Here is a 19241-nt window from a genome sequence, read left to right as displayed (position 1 = left end):
CTGAGCGCGTGTACTCGACGCAGGTCACTCGCAGGATCAAGGCTGGACGTGGCGCTGTCTATCGCGCGCTGCTCGACGCGGAGGCGATCGCGCGGTGGCGGGTGCCCAGTGACATGAGCAGTGTCGTGCATGAGTTCGAGGCCTGGGAGGGCGGGGCGTTCCGGGTCTCGCTCACCTATGACGCACCGGACGGTGCCGGGAAGACGGCCGGGTCCACTGACACCTACCACGGTCGATTCGTGCGCCTGGTGCCGGACGAGCAGGTCGTCGAAGAGCTGGAGTTCGAGACCGCGGATCCGGGGCTCGGCGGCACGATGGTGGTCACCACCACGCTCACCGACGCGCCGGGCGGGACCGAGGTCACGATCAGGCACGAGGGCATCCCGGACGTCATCCCGGCCGCCGACAACGAGGCAGGCACCCGCATGGCCCTGGACGCCCTCGCCCACCTGGTCGAACAGGGTGATAGCCCGGCCGGCGGAGAGCGGTAGGCCGGCAGTTTGCCCGCCAAGGCGACCAGCGTCACGGCGACGCTGCGGTCCGGTCGGACGGTCACCGGGTCACGCGACGGTGACCTCTTCCTGATCTGGGCGCCGGGTGCCGACGTCGAAGGTGCCCGGCTGACCGCTTCCGGTCCGAACGGCAAGGTCATCGCCACCACGACGGCGCCCCGGGTGGACGCCTGACCCGCCCCTCCGGCTGGCGGTCACGGCTGTCTCGGCAAGGGTGAGACAGCCCTCAGCACCAGCCGGGACCTCGCGTCGCGCCTCGGTCCGGGCGAAAGGCGGTCTCGCGCTCGCCTCACGGGCGGGACGTGGCATGTAGCCTGCGGACGAGCGCTCGATATTAGTACCAAATGGGGTTAATTTGTTCCTGCGGTCAGTTCGCTGAAGAGGCGGTTGGCGGCGGGGGAGGTGAATTGGCGCTGGAGTTCGGCTCGGGCTACCTGTTTGCGGAACTCTCCGGCATAGGTGGGGTCGCCGGCGTTGTGCATCAGGTCGGTGATCCAGGTGGCGAAGGCCTGGTAGTTCCAGATGTGGCGCAGGCACGTCGCGGAGTATTCGTCGAGCAGGGACGGGTCGTTGCGCTGGTAGCGGTGGATGGCCGCGCGGGCGAAGACCTCGGCGTCGTGCAGGGCCAGGTGGATGCCCTTGGCGCTCATCGGCGGGACGATGTGGGCGGCGTCGCCGAGCAGGTAGAGGCGGCCGTGGTGCATCGGGGTGTGGACCACACTGCGGAGCGGGACGAGTTGCTTGGAGACGATCGGGCCGGACGCGACCGGGGTGCCGAAACGGGCCGCCAGCTCGGACCAGATCCGGTCGTCGGGCCACTGGTCCACGGTGTCGTCGAGGCGGCACTGCAGGTAGAGGCGGCTGGCGGTGGCGCCGCGGGAGATCACGCCAGCCAGGCCGCGGGAGTGGATCGCCATCCCGGACGGCTTGGCCGGGACCTCGGCGAGGACGCTGAGCCAGGCGTATCCGTATTCGTGGGAATGGCGCGTGAGAGCGTCCGGCGGAATGGCGGCCCGGCTGATTCCGCGGTCGCCGTCGCAGCCGGCGACGAGATCGCCGAAAACCGCTCGGGTGTTGCCGGCATAACGGACCACGGGACGTCGGTCGTCGATGCCGTCCAGGGTGATGTCCGCGGCCTCGAACCGCAGATCGCCGCCCGCGCGGAGGAAGACGTCGGTGAGATTGCGGACCAGGACCTGCTGCGGGCAGAAAATGCTCTCGTTGTCGTCGCCGGTCTCGATCGGCATCTCCTCGCCGTCGATCCAGAAACCGCCCTCGGCCTCCGGGATCCGGTCGCCCTCGAGCACCTCGGCGAGGCCCCATTCGCGGAACATCCGCACCCCGAAACTGTCGATGGTGCCGGCGCGCTGGCGTTGTTCGACGTATTCGCGGCGGTGCTTCTCGAGGATGACGCAGTCGATGCCGTTGCGGAGCAGGAAATTGCCGAGCGTGAGCCCGGCGACCCCGGCGCCGATGATGACCACGGAGGTGGTTGTCTCGTTCATGAGTCGAGTTTCGGCGCGGCCAGCCGGGACGACTACCGGTGAATGTCGTCCGGATGCCGTAAACCCGCCACATAGCGGCCCGGGGTCTGCCCGACCACCTCGGTGAACGCCTCGATGAAGCTGGACGGGTTCGACCAGCCGCACTCGACCGCAGTGTCGGTGACCGACCGGCCGTCGGCCAGGTGCACCAGGGCGTGGTGGATCCGCAGGATGGTCCGCCATCGATGAAAGCTCATGCCCAGTTCGCTGTGGAACAACCTGCTCAGCGTACGTTCGCTGGCCCCGGCCGCCCGCCCCAGCTCGGTCAGGGTCGCCACCCGGCCGGGATCGGCGTGCAGCAGATCGGTGACCGTGCGCAGCCGGTCGTCGCGGGGCTCGGGCAGGTGCAGCGACTGCGCCGGGGTGTCGGCGAGCTCGTCGACCACCACGGCGCGCAGCCGGGCGAACGCGCCGGGCCGGGCCTCCGCCCGATCGGTCAGCGCCAGCAGGACCTCGCGCAGCAGCGGGCTGACCGCGAACACGCTGGGGTGGCCCACCAGATCACCGCAGGACGCGGCCGGGATGGTGACGAGCCGGGTGTCGGTACGGCCGTAGAACCGGTGCGAGTGATCGAACCCGGGCGGCGTCCAGGTCACCCGGTTGGCCGGCGCGACCCAGGTCCCGTGCGCGGTCGTGGTGGCCACCGCCCCGGCGGCCGCGTAGACGAGCTGGCCGTCGGCGTGCGTGTGGGTGTCGAGGTGGAAGCCGTGCGGCAGCCAGCCCGCACCCTGCAGCGGTGGTGGCGTCGGGTCCGCCGTCCGCGCCCGGACCGCGAAACCCCGCGGGGACGAGGTCATCGAGGGTCAGCATAGGGTTCCGCGATGGACTTCCGTAGCGTGCCGGACCCCGCGTGGACGTGGATCGCCGAGGAGCACGGCCGGGTGCTGGCCCGGGCCGGGTGGTGGGGCCGGCCGGGGAGCGCGCAGCCGGTCCTGCTCGACTCGCTGTGGGTGGACGACACGGTCACCGATCGCGCGGAGCTGGCCGGCCGGCTGCTCGGCGCCGCGTACCGGAGCTTTTCGCCGTCGCCCGAAGCCTTCCGGATCACCTTGCCGAACGGCTGGCGCGACGACCCGGCCGCCCGGGCCGCGGTGGCCTGGCAGCGGGACGCCGCCGCCGCGATCGGGTTCACCCACGAGGTGGAGCGGCTGCAGCTCGCGTGGACGCCGGCCGCCGGGGTGGCTGCCGACGACGGGCGGCTCGTCTTCACGGCCGAACCCGACGACCGGGTGATCCTGGGGATCCTCCGCCGGATCGGGGACGGCAGCCTGGACGACGAGACCCGCAAGAACCGGGCGCGGATGTCGGCGGAGGAGACCGCTCGCCGGGAACTGGACTTCTACCTGAACGCTCCCGGTGAGCGGGATTGGTGGCGGACCGTGCGCACGCCCGGCGGCACGCTGGCCGGGCTGGCCATCCCGTCGGCGACGGCGTCGCATCCGAACGTGGGCTTCCTCGGCGTCGTGCCCGAGCTGCGCGGCCGCGGTTACGCCCGGACGATCCTCGCCGCGATCACGCGCGGGCACGCGAGCCGGGGCGCCGAGCGGATCACCGCCAGCACCGACGTCACCAACGTGCCGATGGCCGCCGCGTTCCGGGCCGCCGGGTATTCCACCGAGTCGGCCCGGTTGATGCTGTCGGCGTCATGACGACTGGGCGACCAGCTTGCGGCACAGGGCGAGCAGGCGTTCGTCCTCGCTGATCTGGGCGGCCGGGAGCACGTGGTGCTTGCTCGCGTTGTGCCGCAGCACCGTGTCCAGCTCGGCGCGGGCGTAGCGGAAGGCGTACCGCGCGTCGCCGGTCACCGCCCACAACCGGGCGATGCGGGGGCGGACCGCCGGGGTCGACTCCCACACCCGGCCCAGCGAGCGGGCGGCCTCGCGGTCGCCGGCCACCCGCCACAGCGCGTCCGCGGCGGCGACCACGACGGCCGGGTCGACGCCCCGGCGGCGGGTCAGGCGGGTCAGCCGGCGGGCGCGGCTCTTGGCCCGGATGCCCAGCCGGCCGAGGCCGTCGATCGCGGCGACCGCGTCCTCCGGCGTCGAGGCCCGCTCGTCGAAGTGCCGGTCGAAGACCTCGGCGGCCGCGTCGGTGTCCCCGGCGACCAGCCAGATCGCGTGTGCGGCGGCCAGCTCCACGGCCGGTTCGCCGACGGTCAGGGCGGCGCGGATGCCCGGGATCCGGCCGGTGGCGGTACGACCGGCGCGAGCCAGCAGCCCGAGCGTGACCACGTCGATCGGTTCCTGGTTCAGGTGGTCGATGGCGTCGTTCGGCGCGACGGCGGTCAGCGCGTCCAGCAGGCCGGCGCGGTGCGCTTCGTAGTGGTCCGGGTCGGTGAAGGACTCCGGGCGCAGCGCGCGCAACCGCCGGCGCAACGTGCGGCTCAGCGCGCGGGCCCGGGGACCGTACCCGGCGATGTGCCGGTGCAGGTCGTCGGCTTCGGGGGCCTCGTCGAGCAGCCGGTCCAGCATCGGCAGGACCCGCTCGTCGCGCAGCTCGGCGAGCATCTGCGCGGCCGGGCCCAGCTCGGGGCCCTGCACGCCCCAGGTGAGCCAGCCGACCTGGCCGTTGTCGTCGGCGAGTGGACGCCGGGCCGGTTTGGTCCGGGACAACGCGGACCACACCGCGTCGGCGGCCGGGCGGGCGATCTCACCGATGCCGTGCAGCAGTCGCAGGGCTGCCGCCCGTACCTGCGGCTCTTGATCTTGAAGAAGTTCGGCGGCCCGGAGGGTCAGCGGCAGGTAGGGGCCCCGCAGCCGCTGGACCAGCGACGGCGCCTCGTTCAGCGCGTCCTGCCGGGCGTCCCAGCGGTCCAGCGCCACCATCTGCTCGAGCAGGTCGAGCTGCGGGGCGACGTCGTTGCCGAAGGCGGCCCGCACCGCGGTGACCACCTTGGGGTAGCCGGGCGTCCACTGCCGCGCCGCCATCCGCCGCCCGGTCAGCAGCGGCGTGCCGTCGTCCTCCAGCGACGCCGGCTCCTGGTTCAGGCCGTCCCGGTACGCGCCCAGCAGGGTGTCCCGGGCGATCGGCGCGTCGAACGGCGACGGGTCGAGCAGCGCCACCAACTCGGTCAGCGCGGTGATCCGCACCCGCAGGTCGGCGTCACTGTCGGCGACCCAGGCCAGCCAGACCTTGGTCAGCTCGTAGCCGCTGCCGACCGCACCGGTGATCACACTGGAGTGCAGCAGGGTGACCCGCACGGCCGGGTCGGGCTCCTCGACGTAGCGTTCCCACAGCAGTCCGGGCAGCACCGAGGTCAGCCGGTTCACCGCCCGGATCGTGTAGGCGGCCGCCTCCCGCACCTGCGGATCCTCGTCGGTCAGCCACTCGGTCAGCCCGGCGTACCCGGCCAGCAACCGCTTGGCGCGCAACGTCTCGCCGGACATCTGCCACGTCCGGTCCGCGCCGGCCAGGTCACCGACCAGTCGCAACAGCGGACCGCGGTCCGGCCGCGCGGTGTCGGCGACCATCGCCAGCAGCTCCGGCAGGGCCGCCACGGCCCACGGCTTGACGTCCTCCCAGGCCGGCGCGGCCCGATAGAGATCCCGCAATGCGGTGGTCCGGGCCGCTTCGTCGCCGCCGGCGAGGTCGTCGAGCATTTTTCGTACGACGGAGCCGCGCTCCAGCGAGGGCCAGTAGACGCTGTGCGTCACGCTGAGCGGAAGGTGGGTCTCCGTCATGCCGTAGATCATGGGCTGTCCGCGGTGCGGCTGGCTACCGGAGTCGCCCGGTCGTGCTTCATCCGAGACCGACGTGTTTCTTTTACATGACCTGCGCGGTCAACGGGTGACCGAGCGTCGGTGGCGCAGGCCACGGAGAGTGCGGATCGCGCCGGTCGCGCCCAGGGCCCAGGCGACCAGCGCGGGCTGGAAGGCGAGCCGGACCGCGCGCTTGGTGTCGGTGTCCAGCCCGAAACCGTCCTTGTGCTCGAGGTACTGGGCGATGTTGCCCGGGAACACGGCGACGAAGAACGCGGCAGCGGTGGCGCCGACGATGCCCCGGGCCGGCTGCTTCCAGACGGAGAGCAGGGCGACGCCGAGACCGATCTCGACCGCTCCGGAAGCCAGCACCACCAAGTCGGTGTCGAGGGGGAACCAGGAGGGAACCTGGGCCTGGAACTCCTCACGGGCGACGGTCAGGTGGCTGACGCCGGCGAACGTCAGGAACGCGCCCAGAGTGGCCTGGCCGGCGGCGGCGACGATCCGGCGAGCGGGGGAGGAAGTCATGAGGGAACGCTATCAGTTCTGATGAATTCATCAACTTGGGCGGCCGTTTAGGATCGGGGCATGACGGCCAACCGACTCGACCGGCGCAAGGCCCGGACCCGGGCGGCGCTGATCGCGGCGGGCCGGGAGCTGCTGACCGGGCGGGATCCGGCCGAGGTGAGCATCCAGGAGATCACCGACGCGGCGGACGTGGGTTTCGGCAGCTTCTACAACCACTTCACGTCCAAGCAGGCGCTGTTCGAGCGGGCGTTCGCCGAGGTGGTGCGGGAGCACACCGCCCTGCTGCGGATGAGCACTTCCGGACTCACGGATCCGGCCGAGGTGCTTGCTGTGGTCGTACGGAAAACGGCTCTTCTTCCGGTGACCCACCCGGACCTGGCGCGGATCATCGATCGTGCCGGGCTGCGGTATGTGGCGCCCCCGGCCGGGATCGGACCGCTCGCGCGGCGCTTCCTGCGGCACGCCAAGGACGTCGGGCGGCTGTGTTACGACGATGTGGACGTTGCGCTGGCCTGCGCCGGTGGAGCGGCGCTCGGGGTGCTGCGGCTCGGGCTCGCCGAGCCGGACCCGGTCGCGGCGGACCGGGCCGGGCAGGCGGCCGCGGTCGCGCTGCTGCGGATGTTCACGCTGGTGGAGGGCGATGCCCGTCGGGTGGCGGCGCGACCGTTAGCGATCGGCGATACTCCCGAGGCGACTGCCCGGTGACGCGTTTGAAGGCGTTGCTCAGGGCGCTCTCCGAGCGGTAACCGACCCCGCGCGCGATCACGGCGACCGTACCGTCGTCGCGGCGCAGGCGGTCGGCGGCGAGTTCGATGCGCCAGCCGGTCAGGTAGTCCAGCGGGGAGCGGCCGACCACCTGCCGGAACCGCGCGGCGAGGGTGGACCGGGAGACCGCCGCGGTGCGGGCCAGGTCGGCGACCGTCCAGGGGTCGGCCGGGCGGGCGTGCATCACCCGCAGCGCCGGGGCGACGACCGGATCGCCGAGGCCGGCCAGCCAGCCGGTCGGCGGCGCGTCGACCAGGCGCAGGATGTGGATCAGCATGACCATCGCCAGGTGCTCGGTGACCAGGGTGGATCCCATCGGGCGGTCGCGCATCTCGGTGTCGATCAGGTCGAGGGCCCAGCGGAGCGCGCCGGCCGCGGGGGTGTCACCGGGGACGTGGATCACCGGGGGGAGGGCGGCGAGGAGGATCTCACCGGCACGGTGACCGAAATCGAACCGCCCACCGATGATGAACACGTCATCGTCGCTTTCGGTGTTGCTCTTCGTGGCTTCGTCCATGCCCGGGTCCGCGGTGGTGCGGATTCCCGCGCGGGCGATGCCGTCCTGCGCCGCGCGGAACAACGGCCCGGCCGGGACCGTCGCCACACCCGGTCCGCTGGCCAGGGTGAACGCGCGCGGTTCGATCAGCAGGAAGCAGTCGCCGGGTGCGAGCGCGATCGGCTCCAGCCCGTCCACGCTGAGCAGGCACCGCCCGCTGCGCACCGCGTTGAACTTGACCCCGTCCGGCGGCTCGAAGACCACCGCCCACTCCCCGCTCCCCGCCAGTGCGACCGACATCCGGCCGGTCGTGCCGACCAGAGCGAGGACGTCTTCCAACGGGTCGATCTCCTGGACGCTCACGCAAGTATTCTGGATCCTTCGGCATGGGCAGTCCAGTTCAGGGTGCCTACCGTGGGCTCATGACACGCCTGACCACCCCGTTCACCGTCCGCACCACCGCCGCCGAGATCCTCGCGGGAGTCGACCTCACCGGCCGCCGCATGATCGTCACTGGGGGCGCTTCCGGGCTCGGCGCGGCGACCGTCCGGGCCCTGGCGGGCGCGGGCGCCGAGGTCACCGTCGCGATCCGCAACCCCGCCGCGGCCGCCGCGCTGGTCACCGAGATCCCCGGCCTCCAGGTCGCGGCCCTCGACCTGTCAGACCTCGCTTCGGTACGACGATTCGCCGCAACCTGGGACGGCCCCCTGCACGCCCTGGTCGCCAACGCCGGAGTGATGGCGGTCCCCACCCGGCAGCTCACCGCGGCCGGCTGGGAGATGCAGCTCGCCGTGAACTATCTCGGTCACTTCGCGCTGGCGCTGGGCCTGCACCCGGCGCTGCGCTCGGCCGGCGACGCCCGGGTCGTGGTGGTGACCTCCGGCGCCCAGTTGCGCTCCGGCGTGGACTTCGGCGACCCGCACTTCGCGCAGCGCCCGTATGACCCGTGGACCGCCTATGCCCAGTCGAAGACCGCCGACGTGCTGCTGGCCGTCGGCATCGCGCAGCGCTGGGCAGCCGACGGCATCATCGCCAACGCGTCCGCCCCCGGCCGCATCCACACCGCCCTGCAGCGCCACCTGGACACCGCGACCATGCAGGCGATGGGCGCCATGACCGAAACCGGCGCCTTGATCCACCCGGAGAACTTCAAAACCCCGGACCAGGGCGCTGCCCCGGCCGTCCTGCTCGCCGCTTCTCCGCTGGCGGCGGCGGTGACCGGCCGCTACGTCGACGAGGACAACCAGGAGGCGGAGACGGTGCCGGGCGGTCCGGACGCCCCATCCGGCGTGGCCGCATGGGCCCTGGACCCGGCCGCCGCCGACCACCTGTGGGAGCTGGCCGCCGCCACCCTCGCCGTTCCCGGCACCCCGGACCCTCACGCCGTCGCCGCCCCGGTTCTCCCCTGACCGCCACGACCAGCCCCGAGCCGCAGACCGCAACCCACGTCGCAGTCCCGCGCCGCCGACCCGCGCGGTCGCGACCCTGGCTGGTGGTGAGGGGTGTCTCGGGGCGCTTGAGGCACCCCTGAGGGCCCGCCGGGGTGGTTACCAGCCGCGGGTGCCGGGAGGGCCTTTGAACGGGCCGGTGATGTCGGGGGTGATCCAGCCGCCGTAGAAGTCGCCCTCCTGCGGCTGGACCACTACGCCGTTCACCGTGCACTCGTCGACGCGGCTCGGGTAGAAGGCGACCGCGCCGACCAGCTCCGCGTACGCCGGTGTCGGATTTTGATAAGACCACGCCACCGGCGCGCCGCCCTCGGTGAGTGCCCAGTACGTCGCGTCGCCCTTGAACTCGCAGTAGGAGCGGCCCGGGGCCTGCACCAGCGCGCCCGCGGCGATGTCCGAGCGTGGCACGTAGTAGACCGGCGGGTGCGAGGTCTCCAGGACCCGCCAGCACCGGGTGCTGCGCACGAGCGGCACACCGGCGTGGGTGATGGTCACGATGGCGTCGGTGCGTTCCAGCCGCGGTGGACGCGGATAATCCCAGACCGATTCCATACCTTCACCGTACGCCGGTGTGCCGGCCCCTAACCGGTCGTGCAGACGGTGCCGTTGAGGGTGAAGACCGTGGGCAGCACGTTGGGACCGCTGTAGCCGCCGACGAAGCCCGCCGACGCGGTCGCCCCGGCGGCCAAGGCGTCGCCCACCGCGCGGACGGTGCGGCCGTTCTGCTCCCAGGTGGCGCTCCAGCCGCCGTTCATGGTCTGCCACCCGGTCGGCCAGGTGAAGGTGAGCGTCCACCCGGTCAGCGCGCTCGCGGTGTTGTTGGTGATGTCGACCGAGGCGACGAAGCCGTTGCCCCAGTCGTTGGTGTCGCGCAGCTTCACCGTGCACGCGGCGCCGGCCGGGGTGCCGGTGGTGAACGTTAGCGGCGGCGACGGCGGTGACTGCCGGCCGGCGCTGTCGCGGGCCAGCACGTTGACCGTGTAGCGGCGGCCCGGGTCCAGGTTGCGCACGGTCAGTGACGTGCCGGTGGTCTCGCCGAGCAGTTCGGCGGCGCCGCCGTTCTGCCGGTACACCTCGTATTTCACGCCGGCGGCGACGGCCGGCCAGCTGATCGTGGCGGTCCGGTCGGTGACCGTCGCGGTGGGCCGGGCGGGTGCGCTCGGCCCGCCCGCCTCGGTCCGGTTCGGGTGCAGGGTGACCAGCGTGATCGAGTACGGGGTGAGCGTCTGCGCGGCCGCCGTGCCGGTCGCGCCGGTGGTCACCGCGTCGGCGCCGTCGGCGAACGTGGCGACGGCCGGTGTCGCCGACGAGGGCGTGAAGCCCTGGTAGTTCAGGGCGACGGTGTGGCTCGCGTCCGGGTCCTTGTTGATCAGCAGGACCGCGAGGTCGCCGTTGGTGCGCCGGACGGCGTGCGCGCTGACCAGCGGGTCGTCGGCGCCGGCCGCCACGAACCGGTCACCGGGCCGGGCGAACGACCCGACCAGCGACAGCGCGTGGTACGGCGCGAACGGCGTGTTCAGCGGCGGCTCGCAGGTCGTGCCGTCGGCGGTGCAGTTGCCGCTGGAGAGCAGCCCGTAGTCGCCGTAGTCGGTCTTCCCGGCGACGGTGGAGACCTTGTCGATGCCGTTGTGGACGTTCCACCACTGGACGGTGAAGACGCCCTGGGCGAGCAGGCCGCTGTAGACGTCGGCCAGGAACAGCGCGCCGGGCTGGGTGGTGCGGCCGGTGTCGACGTTCGTCTCGGTCATGCTGATCTGGATCCGGCTCGCGTTCGCGCCCGCGTACTGGTTGATCTGCTGGCGCAGCAGGAACGTGGCGTCCTGGATCTGCGCGGGCTTGGTGAGCGTCTCGGCCGGGGTGGCACCGCCCGGGTACCAGTGCACGTCGACGAAGTCGATCGCGGCTCCGGCCCGGGAGAGCACCTCGGTGTTCCAGGTGCCCTGGTCGCCGGTGCCGACGATGCCGTCCGGCCAGTTGCCCGGCATGGTGAGCACCGCGCCCACCTTGATCGTCGGGTCGACGGCCTTCATGGCCTGGGAGTAGGCGATGACATTCGACGCGTACTCGGCCGGGCTCTTGTCGGCGTGCTCGTCGGCCTCCCACGCCGAGCCGTAGTGGCCGTTGCCGTAGTTCTCGTTGCCGACCGTCCAGTACCGGGCGCCGTACCCCTTGGTGACGTTGGCGTAGCGGACCCAGTCGGCGGCTTCCTGTGCCGTACCGGTGCCGTAGTTCGCGATGATCATCGGTTCGGCGCCGGTACGCCGCGCCCCGGCCATGAACGTGTCGAAGTCGGTGTTCGGCGCGACGTAGCCGCCGGGCGCGGTGTGGTCGCGCCAGTGGTAGATGTCGGCGTAGGAGCCGCCCGGGTAGCGCAGCATCGTCACGCCCGCGTCGTGCAGCAGGTCGGCGACGGCCGGGGTGCCGAGCTGGGAGTCCCAGATGGCGTGGTTGATCCCCAGCGCGGCGTCACCGACGGTGGCGAGCCCGGCTCGGACGTCGACATCGACGTGGGTGGTGGCGGGGGCGGCGGCCTGCGCGCCGGGCGGCGCGGCGGCGGCGACGGCGGCGGTCATGGCGAGCAGGACGGTGCTCGCCATGGTGCGCCGGAGGAACGTGGACGGCATCGGCATCTCCACGGTGGAAGGGGATGGGTGGGAGCGCTCCCATCGTTGATCCGGCGAGCACGGGTGTCAATGTTTCGCGGGCGTTACGTCCAGCTGGCCGGAAAGGTTCACCGCGTTCACATTTCGTGACGATCACCACCCGAGTACCCGCAAACCCCCCTCTCGAGCGTCAGGGCACTGACGAAGTGAATCGACGTTGTAGATCGCGAAGGGGCGACCTTTGACTCCGACGGCACCGGCGGACCGGCTAGGCCTCGATGCGCTACGGCGCCTGGCGCGAAGACCGGTGAACTGGTATCGCCGCTGGCCACGCTGGTGCAAGCGGGTCCTGGCCGGTCTGGTCGCGGCCCAGCTGGTGCTGGTGCTGGCCGCCGCCGGGTACGTCTGGAGCGTCGACCTGCCGCCGGACCCGGTGCCCCCGCAGGCGTCGGTGCTCTACTACCGCGACGGCACCACGGTGCTCGCCCGGTTCGGGCCGACCGACCGCACCGACGTCACCATCGACAAGATCCCGGTGGACGTCCGGCGGGCGTTCATCGCCGCCGAGGACCGCGGCTTCTACGAGCACCACGGCGTCTCGGTGCGCGGGCTGGCCCGGGCGCTGTGGTCGAACATCGTCAGCGACAGCGGCGAGGGCGCCTCCACGATCACCCAGCAGTACGTCCGCAACGCGTACCTCACCCAGGAGCGGACGGTCACCCGCAAGGCCAAGGAGGCCGCGCTCGCGCTGAAGGTGGAGAGCACGTTCAGCAAGGACGAGATCCTGCGGCGCTACCTCAACACCATCTACTTCGGCCGCGGCGCGTACGGCATCGAAGCGGCCGCCCAGGCGTTCTTCGGCCGGTCCGTCGACCACCTGACCGGGTACCAGGGCGCGGTGCTGGCCGCCATGGTCAAGGACCCGACCCGGGGCGACCCGGCGGTCGACCCGACGTGGACGCTGAACCGCTGGAAGTGGATCGTGCGGGCGATGAGTGACGCGGGCTGGCTGCCGCCCGGCGCGGCCGAGCAGACGCCCTACCCGGACGTGGCCAAGGAGTCGGTCACGGCGAGCACCATCGGCGGGCCGGCCGGGCTGATCACCGACCGGGTCGAGGACGAGCTGGTGGCCGCGGGCTTCAGCCGCCAGCAGATCCGCACCGGCGGGCTGCGGATCACCACGACGCTGGACGCGACCGCGCAGCAGGCCGCCGTGAAGAGTATCGAGAAGGCCCTGCACGGACAGCCCGACGAGCTGCGCTCCGCGCTGGTGGCGATCGACCCGCAGGACGGCGGGGTGCGTGCCTACTACGGCGGGGACCGGGGGCGCGGGTACTTCGACGACGCGCTCGCCGCCCGGCCGCCGGCCTCGACGTTCAAGCCGCTGGTGCTGGCGGCCGCCGAGGAGCACGACATCAACTACCGGTCGTACTACAACGGGAGCTCGCCGCGGCAGTTCGCCGACCGGGGCGGCGCGCCGCTCTACAACCTGGACAACATGCAGTGCCCGGTCTGCCCGCTGGACATCGCGATGGTGCACTCGCTGAACACGCCGTTCTACGCCCTCGCCGAGCAGGTCGGGCCGGGCGCGATCCGCAAGCTGGCCCGCAGGCTGGGCATCCCGGAGAAGTACGGCGACCAGACCACGATGGTCGACCTCAAGGGTGAGCTGACCCCGGGCCGGACCCGCTCCGACATCTCCATCGGCCGGTACCCGGTCACCCCGGCCGACCTGGCCACCGTCTACGCGACCATGGCCGGCGGCGGGAACCGCGCCGACCGGCACTTCGTGCAGTCGGTGACCAGCGCCGGGGGTGCGGTGCCGTACCGGCATGTGGTCAAGCGGACCCGGGTGCTCGACGGCGGGGTGGCCGCGGACGTGGGCGCGGTGCTGGCCCAGGTGGTCGAGCACGACGGGGCGGTGCCCGGGGTGCCGGCCGCCGCGAAGACCGGATCCCAGCAGTACGGCAACACCAGTGACTCGTCCGACGCGTGGACCGCCGGGTGGGCGCAGGGTCTGGCCGCCGTGGTCTGGCTCGGGCGCGACAAGCCCGGCCCGATCCGTACCGCAAAGGGAAAGGCGATCAACGGCGACGGCATGCCGTACGAAATCTTCAGATCTTTCCTGTCGGGGGCCTTGAGCGGACAGCCGGCCCGGGCCCTCGCCGCGGCGGCCGAAGTCGGTCAGGTCCAGAAGGACGATCTGCGCACGCTGGAACCCGGCACCGAGATGGCGCCGGGGCGGTTGTTCCCCGGGCCGCAGAAGGGCGACCTGGTCGACAAGTCGCTCGCGGTCGGCTCCTGGGACGAGCGGGTCACCCGGCTGACCGGGGCCCTGCAGAAGTACGCGCTCAGCGCGCCGGACTTCTCGGTCTCGGTGGTCGACCGCAAGACCGGGCGCAGCTACGACTACCGCGGCGACCGCGAGTTCGAGACCGCCAGCGTGGTCAAGCTCGAGCTGCTGGCCGCGCTGATGCTGCAGGTGCAGGACGCGAACCGCAAGCTCAGCACGGCCGAGAAGAAGCGGGTCCGCAAGATGATCGTGGCCAGCGACAACGACGCCGCGGTGCAGGTCTACGACGCGATCGGCGGCCCGGACGGGCTGCGTGACGCGCTGCAGCGGCTCGGCCTCAACGACACCGAGCCGGACGAGCAGTTCGGGCTGTCCCGGACCACCGCCGCCGACCAGACCCGGATGGTGCTCGCGCTGACCGGCAGCGGCGGCCCGCTCACCAAGGCGTCCAAGGACTCGATCCTGCAGCTGATGTCGCAGGTCAACGCGGATCAGACGTGGGGGGTCAGCGCCGCGTCGTTCTCCGGCGAGCAGACCGCGCAGAAGAACGGCTGGCTGTCGCGGTCCAGCGAGAGCGGCAAGTGGATCGTGAACACCACCGGGCGGATCAGCGGCGCCAAGACCGACGTGGCGATGTCGGTGCTCTCGCACGGCAACAGCGACCAGCCGGCCGGCATCGCGGTCGTCGAACAGGTCGCGGCGATGACCCGGAGCTATCTGGGCTGGTGACGATGGGGGAGGAGCCTTTTAAGGCTCCTCCCACATGCTCGTCGACGACGGAGATTCAAACTCTTCGAAGACCAATAACGTACGGGTGTTCACCACCCCCGGCATGCCCTGGATCTCGTCGAGCACCAGCCGGCGCAGGTCGGTGTTGTCCTTCGCCCGGACCAGCAGGATCACGTCGAACTCGCCGCCGACCAGGGCGATGTGCACGACACCGGGCAGCATCCGCAACCGCTCGCCGACCACCCGCCACTCCGCCTGGCGCAGGTTCACCGTGACGTACGCCGACGTGGCCATCCCGGCGGCCAGGTGATCGACCTCGGCCCGGAACCCCTTGATCACGTTCGTCTCGCGCAGCCGCTGGACCCGCGCGTACGCGTTCGCCCGGGAGATGTGCAGCGTCTCGGAGAGTTTCCGGATCGGCATCCGGCCGTCCCGGCTGAGCTCGGCGAGAATCCGCCGGTCGATGTCGTCAAGCGTGCTGGCCACGTGTCTTCAACTCCTCGCCCGAACGCCCGTTCAGTTGGACGATTGGCATCGTACAGCGGGTCTTAGGACCGGTTTTTCTCGTTCTCCTCCGGGTTCTGGATCACAGGTGACGGGAGCCACACGATTACCGCATGACACCTGACTCCCGTCGGCTGTTGCCGTCCGCGACCCCGGTCAGTCTCATCGACCCCGAGGGCCGGGCGGTGGAGAACAGCCCGTACCCGGCTCCGGACGACGCGACCCTGCTGCGGTCGCTCGGGAAGCTGATCACCGCGCGCCGGCTCAACGACCAGGCGTACGCCCTGGTCCGGCAGGGCCGGCTGGCCGTCTACCCGTCCTCGCACGGCCAGGAGGCCTGCCAGGTCGCGGCGGCGCAGGTGCTCGACGCGCAGGACTGGCTGTTCCCCACCTACCGCGACACGGTCGCCGCGGTCGGCAAGGGTGTCGACCCGGTCGAGGCGCTCAGCCTGCTCAAGGGCGACTGGCACTGCGGCTACGACCCGTACGAGCACCGGGTCGCCCCGCACGCCACCCCGCTCGCCACCCAGCTGCCGCACGCGGTCGGTGTCGCCCACGCGGCCCGGCTGCGCGGCGAGCCGACCGTGGTGATGGCCATGTGCGGCGACGGCGGCACCAGCGAGGGCGACTTCCACGAGGCACTGAACTTCGCCGCGGTGTTCCAGGCCCCGGTGGTCTTCTTCGTGCAGAACAACGAGTACGCGATCAGCGTCCCCCTCGCTCGCCAGACCGCCGCGCCGTCGCTGGCGCACAAGGGCATCGGCTACGGCGTCCCCGGCGAACGCGTCGACGGCAACGACATGGCCGCCCTGCTCGCGGTGCTCGGCACGGCCGTGGACCGGGCCCGCAACGGCGAGGGCCCGCAGCTGATCGAGGCGCACACCTACCGGATGCAGGCGCACACCAACGCCGACGACGCCACCCGGTACCGCGACGACGCCGACGTGGCGGCCTGGGTGCACCGCGACCCGATCACCCGGCTGCGTACCTACCTGACCGCGCGGGGTGTGCTCACCGACCAGGCCGGCGCGGCGTTCACCGCCGAGGCCGAGAAGGTCGCCACCCACCTGCGCGACGGTCTCAACCGCGACATCGAACCCAACCCCGAAGACCTTTTCGCGTACGTCTACGCGAGCCCCACCCCGCAGCTGCGGGAACAGTCCGCCGTGATCGCGGACGAACTGAGCCGGGAAGGAGCGCGATGACCACCGTCGCCCACGAGAAGCTGTCGATGGCGCAGGCGCTGAACCGGGCGCTGCGCGACGCGATGACCGACGACCCGTCGGTGGTGCTGTTCGGGGAGGACATCGGCGCGCTCGGTGGCGTCTTCCGGATCACCGACGGGCTGACCGCCGCGTTCGGTGAGAGCCGCTGCTTCGACACCCCGCTCGCCGAGTCCGGCATCGTCGGGATGGCCGTCGGGATGGCGATGAACGGGATGCGCCCGGTTGTCGAGATGCAGTTCGACGCGTTCGCCTACCCGGCGTTCGAGCAGATCATCAGCCACGTGGCGAAGATGCGGAACCGGACCCGGGGCCGCGTCGGGCTGCCCATGGTGATCCGGGTGCCGTACGCCGGCGGGATCGGCGGCGTCGAGCACCACTGCGATTCGTCCGAGGCGTACTACGCGCACACGCCGGGGCTGCAGGTCGTCGCGCCGGCCACCCCGTCGGACGCGTACACGCTGCTGCGCGCCGCGATCGAGTCACCGGACCCGGTGGTGTTCCTCGAGCCGAAGAAGCTCTACTGGAGCAAGGAAGAGGTCGAGTTCCCGTCGCGGGCGGCCGGGATCGGCACCGCGGTGATCCGGCGCGAGGGGACCGACGCGACGCTCATCGCGTACGGGCCGTCGGTGCCGGTCGCGCTCGAGGCGGCCGCGGTCGCCGCGCAGGAGGGGCGCAGCCTGCAGGTGGTCGACCTGCGCTCGATCGTGCCGTTCGACGACGCGACCGTGTGCGCGGCGGTGCGCTCGACCGGCCGTGCCGTCGTGATCACCGAGTCGTCCGGGTTCGCCGGAGTGTCCGCCGAGATCGTGGCGCGGGTGACCGAGCGGTGCTTCACCTCGCTGGCGGCACCGGTGCGCCGGGTGACCGGGATGGACATTCCGTACCCGCCGCCGAAGCTGGAGCACTTCCAGCTGCCCGGGGTGGACCGGGTGCTGGACGCCGTCGACGACTTGTCATGGGAGCAGTGATGACGACGTTTCTGCTGCCGGACCTCGGTGAAGGGCTGACCGAGGCGGAGATCGTGCAGTGGCTGGTGGCCGAGGGCGACGACGTGGCCGTTGACCAGTGCATCGCCGAGGTGGAGACGGCGAAGTCGGTGGTGGAGGTGCCGTCGCCGTATGCGGGGCGGGTGGCGACGCTGCACGTGCCGGCCGGGACCACCCTGGCCGTCGGGCAGCCGTTGATCACGGTGACTCCGGCCGCGGCGGCCGCGCCGGTCGAGTCGACCGCGCCGGTCGCGGATGCCGCCGCCGCTTACCGGGAAGAGGAGCAGGCCGGGTCCGGCAACGTGCTGATCGGGTACGGGACGTCCGGCGGGGCGGTCACGGCGCGCAAGCGGAAGCCGCGCGCTGACGTCCGTACCAAAGCGGAGACCCGGACAAAAGCGGAAGCGGAACCGGTCAGCGGCGCGCGCCCACCGCAGGTGATCTCGCCGCTGGTCCGCAATCTGGCCCGGACCAACAACATCGACCTGCGGAAGATCGAGCCGACCGGCCGCGGCGGCGTGATCATGCGCGCCGATGTGGAGCGGGCTCTCCACCAAACCCCGGCGGCCGTCGCCGGGGAGCGCCGGACGCCCCTCAGCGGCTTCCGCAAGGCCGCCGCCGTCGCCCTGGGCCGCAGCCGCAGCGAGATCCCGGAAGCCACCGTCTGGGTCGACGTCGACGCCACCAAGCTGTGGGAGCTGCGCGAGAGCCTCCCGACCGGCCCCGGTCTGCTGGCCTACCTCGCCCGGTTCACGGTCGCCGCGCTGCGCGAATACCCGGTGCTCAACGCCCGCTTCGACGCCGACCGCCAGGAGATCGTCGAGTTCGACCAGATCAACCTCGGCATCGCCGTGCAGGGCGACCGCGGCCTGGTCGTGCCCGCCGTGATCGGCGCCGAGGCGATGACCACCACCGGGCTGGGCGAGGAGATCCGCCGGCTCACCGCGACAGCCCGCGAGGGTCGCAGCACCACGCGCGAGCTGTCGGCCGGCACGTTCACACTGAACAACTACGGCAGTTTCGGCGTCGACGGCAGCGCCGCGATCATCAATCACCCGCAGGTGGCGATCCTGGGCTTCGGACGGATCCTGGACCGGGCCTGGGTGGTCGGCGGTGAGCTGTGCGTTCGTAAGATCACGCAGATGAGCTTCGTGTTCGACCACCGGGTCTGCGACGGCGGGACGGCTGCCGGTTTCATGCGCAGCGTCGCCGACGCGATCGAGAACCCGGCGTCGGTGATCGCCCGGCTGTGACGGTTCTCTTCAACGACCTGGTCGACGGCGGCCCGGCGGGCGACGTCGCGCTCGGGCCGCAGTTGCTGCGCACCGGTCGCGGCGATGAGCGGGACATCCTGCGGATCTACTCGCCCGCGCCGACCGCGGCGTTCAGCCGCCGGGACACGCTGCGCCCGGGATACGAGCGGGCCACCGCCGCGGTGCGCCGGCACGGATTCGTCCCGGTGGTACGTCCGCAGGGCGGCAGCCTCGCCGCGTACCACCGGGGCAGCGTGGTCGTCGATCACGTGCACCGGGCGGCGCTGGAGTCGCCCGATCCGGTCGAGCGGTTCCAGCGGTTCGCGGCGCTGCACACCGCGATGCTGGTGAGCCTCGGCGTCGACGCGCGGATCGGCCCGGTGCCCGGTGAGTACTGCCCGGGCGAGTACAGCGTGAACGCCGGCGGCGCGAAGATCGTCGGCTCGGCGCAGCGGGTGACCCGGGACGGCTGGCTGTTCAGCACGGTCATCCAGGTCAGCGGGGCGGCGGTGCTGCGCGAGGTGCTGACCGCGGCGTACGCCGAACTCGGTTACCCCTTCGACCCGGCGACCGTGGGCGCGGCCGAGGACACCGTCCCGGCGCTGACCCCGGCGGCGGTGACCGCGGCAGTACGCGCCGCCTACGGTCTTTGACAG

18 protein-coding genes are annotated in these 19241 nt (G+C 71.9%); 10 read left to right on the top strand and 8 right to left on the bottom strand.

Features of this window, described 5'->3' with window-relative positions:
- Positions 1-491 (top strand): SRPBCC domain-containing protein (locus Apa02nite_RS43145; protein ID WP_203830270.1); only part of this gene is annotated, 491 nt, incomplete at its 5' end.
- Between the two features lie 9 nt (positions 492-500).
- Entirely contained in the window at positions 501-686 is a 186-nt protein-coding gene (locus Apa02nite_RS43140; RefSeq protein WP_203830269.1) for a hypothetical protein, read from the top strand.
- A gap of 176 nt (positions 687-862) precedes the next feature.
- On the opposite strand, the gene Apa02nite_RS43135 is transcribed toward Apa02nite_RS43140, so the two are convergent.
- Together Apa02nite_RS43135 and Apa02nite_RS43130 are read right to left on the bottom strand one after the other, a co-directional pair.
- Positions 863-2017 carry a 4-hydroxybenzoate 3-monooxygenase gene (locus tag Apa02nite_RS43135; protein ID WP_203830268.1) on the bottom strand — a complete coding sequence of 385 codons (1155 nt, stop codon included), beginning with the start codon at positions 2015-2017 and terminating at the stop codon, positions 863-865.
- Between the two features lie 32 nt (positions 2018-2049).
- Positions 2050-2853, bottom strand: a complete 804-nt coding sequence (locus tag Apa02nite_RS43130; protein WP_203830267.1) for a helix-turn-helix domain-containing protein — start codon at positions 2851-2853, stop codon at positions 2050-2052.
- A 24-nt stretch (positions 2854-2877) separates the two neighbouring features.
- Between Apa02nite_RS43130 and Apa02nite_RS43125 the strand changes: the two genes are divergently transcribed.
- Entirely contained in the window at positions 2878-3705 is an 828-nt protein-coding gene (locus Apa02nite_RS43125) for a GNAT family N-acetyltransferase (RefSeq protein WP_203830266.1), read from the top strand.
- Here the strand turns inward: Apa02nite_RS43125 and Apa02nite_RS43120 are convergent.
- Together Apa02nite_RS43120 and Apa02nite_RS43115 are read right to left on the bottom strand one after the other, a co-directional pair.
- The gene (locus Apa02nite_RS43120) at positions 3700-5736 is read right to left on the bottom strand and encodes a hypothetical protein (protein ID WP_203830265.1); all 2037 of its coding nucleotides are present in this window, start codon (positions 5734-5736) and stop codon (positions 3700-3702) included. The two genes, Apa02nite_RS43125 and Apa02nite_RS43120, sit on opposite strands and share 6 nt — an antisense overlap.
- Positions 5737-5835: 99 nt before the next feature.
- Complete coding sequence (locus Apa02nite_RS43115; RefSeq protein ID WP_203830264.1) at positions 5836-6282, bottom strand: DoxX family protein; 447 nt, start codon at positions 6280-6282, stop codon at positions 5836-5838.
- 60 nt (positions 6283-6342) lie between these two features.
- Between Apa02nite_RS43115 and Apa02nite_RS43110 the strand changes: the two genes are divergently transcribed.
- Positions 6343-6987, top strand: a complete 645-nt coding sequence (locus tag Apa02nite_RS43110; RefSeq protein WP_203830263.1) for a TetR/AcrR family transcriptional regulator — start codon at positions 6343-6345, stop codon at positions 6985-6987.
- On the opposite strand, the gene Apa02nite_RS43105 is transcribed toward Apa02nite_RS43110, so the two are convergent.
- The gene (locus tag Apa02nite_RS43105) at positions 6905-7891 is read right to left on the bottom strand and encodes an AraC family transcriptional regulator (protein ID WP_203830273.1); all 987 of its coding nucleotides are present in this window, start codon (positions 7889-7891) and stop codon (positions 6905-6907) included. The two genes, Apa02nite_RS43110 and Apa02nite_RS43105, sit on opposite strands and share 83 nt — an antisense overlap.
- 74 nt (positions 7892-7965) lie before the next feature.
- On the opposite strand from Apa02nite_RS43105, the gene Apa02nite_RS43100 reads away from it, so the two are divergent.
- Positions 7966-8952, top strand: coding sequence for an SDR family NAD(P)-dependent oxidoreductase (locus Apa02nite_RS43100; RefSeq protein ID WP_203830262.1), 987 nt, complete (start codon positions 7966-7968; stop codon positions 8950-8952).
- A 138-nt stretch (positions 8953-9090) separates the two neighbouring features.
- Here Apa02nite_RS43100 and Apa02nite_RS43095 read toward each other — a convergent pair whose 3' ends face one another.
- Together Apa02nite_RS43095 and Apa02nite_RS43090 are read right to left on the bottom strand one after the other, a co-directional pair.
- Positions 9091-9543, bottom strand: coding sequence for a DUF427 domain-containing protein (locus Apa02nite_RS43095; RefSeq protein ID WP_203830261.1), 453 nt, complete (start codon positions 9541-9543; stop codon positions 9091-9093).
- A gap of 29 nt (positions 9544-9572) precedes the next feature.
- A complete protein-coding gene (locus Apa02nite_RS43090; RefSeq protein ID WP_203830260.1) occupies positions 9573-11615 on the bottom strand; it encodes a cellulose binding domain-containing protein in 2043 nt (680 codons plus the stop codon).
- Positions 11616-11901: 286 nt separating this feature from the next.
- On the opposite strand from Apa02nite_RS43090, the gene Apa02nite_RS43085 reads away from it, so the two are divergent.
- On the top strand, positions 11902-14616 hold the full coding sequence (locus tag Apa02nite_RS43085) for a transglycosylase domain-containing protein (RefSeq protein WP_239164957.1): 2715 nt from the start codon (positions 11902-11904) through the stop codon (positions 14614-14616).
- Between the two features lie 18 nt (positions 14617-14634).
- Here the strand turns inward: Apa02nite_RS43085 and Apa02nite_RS43080 are convergent, their stop codons facing one another.
- Positions 14635-15102, bottom strand: a complete 468-nt coding sequence (locus Apa02nite_RS43080; protein ID WP_203830258.1) for an Lrp/AsnC family transcriptional regulator — start codon at positions 15100-15102, stop codon at positions 14635-14637.
- Positions 15103-15233: 131 nt separating this feature from the next.
- Between Apa02nite_RS43080 and pdhA the strand changes: the two genes are divergently transcribed.
- The 4 genes from pdhA to Apa02nite_RS43060 are packed head-to-tail and all read left to right on the top strand — an operon-like array spanning position 15234 to position 19238.
- Positions 15234-16325, top strand: coding sequence for a pyruvate dehydrogenase (acetyl-transferring) E1 component subunit alpha (gene pdhA / locus Apa02nite_RS43075; RefSeq protein ID WP_203830257.1), 1092 nt, complete (start codon positions 15234-15236; stop codon positions 16323-16325).
- Entirely contained in the window at positions 16322-17314 is a 993-nt protein-coding gene (locus tag Apa02nite_RS43070; RefSeq protein WP_203830256.1) for an alpha-ketoacid dehydrogenase subunit beta, read from the top strand. Before pdhA ends, Apa02nite_RS43070 begins: the two co-directional genes overlap by 4 nt.
- Positions 17314-18585: a dihydrolipoamide acetyltransferase family protein gene (locus Apa02nite_RS43065; protein ID WP_203830255.1), complete on the top strand. Its 1272-nt coding sequence runs from the start codon at positions 17314-17316 to the stop codon at positions 18583-18585. Before Apa02nite_RS43070 ends, Apa02nite_RS43065 begins: the two co-directional genes overlap by 1 nt.
- Positions 18582-19238 (top strand): lipoate--protein ligase family protein, encoded by a 657-nt coding sequence (locus Apa02nite_RS43060; protein ID WP_203830254.1) that lies wholly within the window; start codon positions 18582-18584, stop codon positions 19236-19238. The genes Apa02nite_RS43065 and Apa02nite_RS43060 overlap by 4 nt, the downstream gene beginning before the upstream one ends.
- Positions 19239-19241 lie beyond the last annotated feature (3 nt).

The organism is Actinoplanes palleronii (assembly GCF_016862315.1).
In the GTDB taxonomy this organism is placed as follows: domain Bacteria; phylum Actinomycetota; class Actinomycetes; order Mycobacteriales; family Micromonosporaceae; genus Actinoplanes; species Actinoplanes palleronii.
Note: the sequence above shows the minus strand (reverse complement) of the source record. Positions and strands in the feature narration are given on the sequence as shown.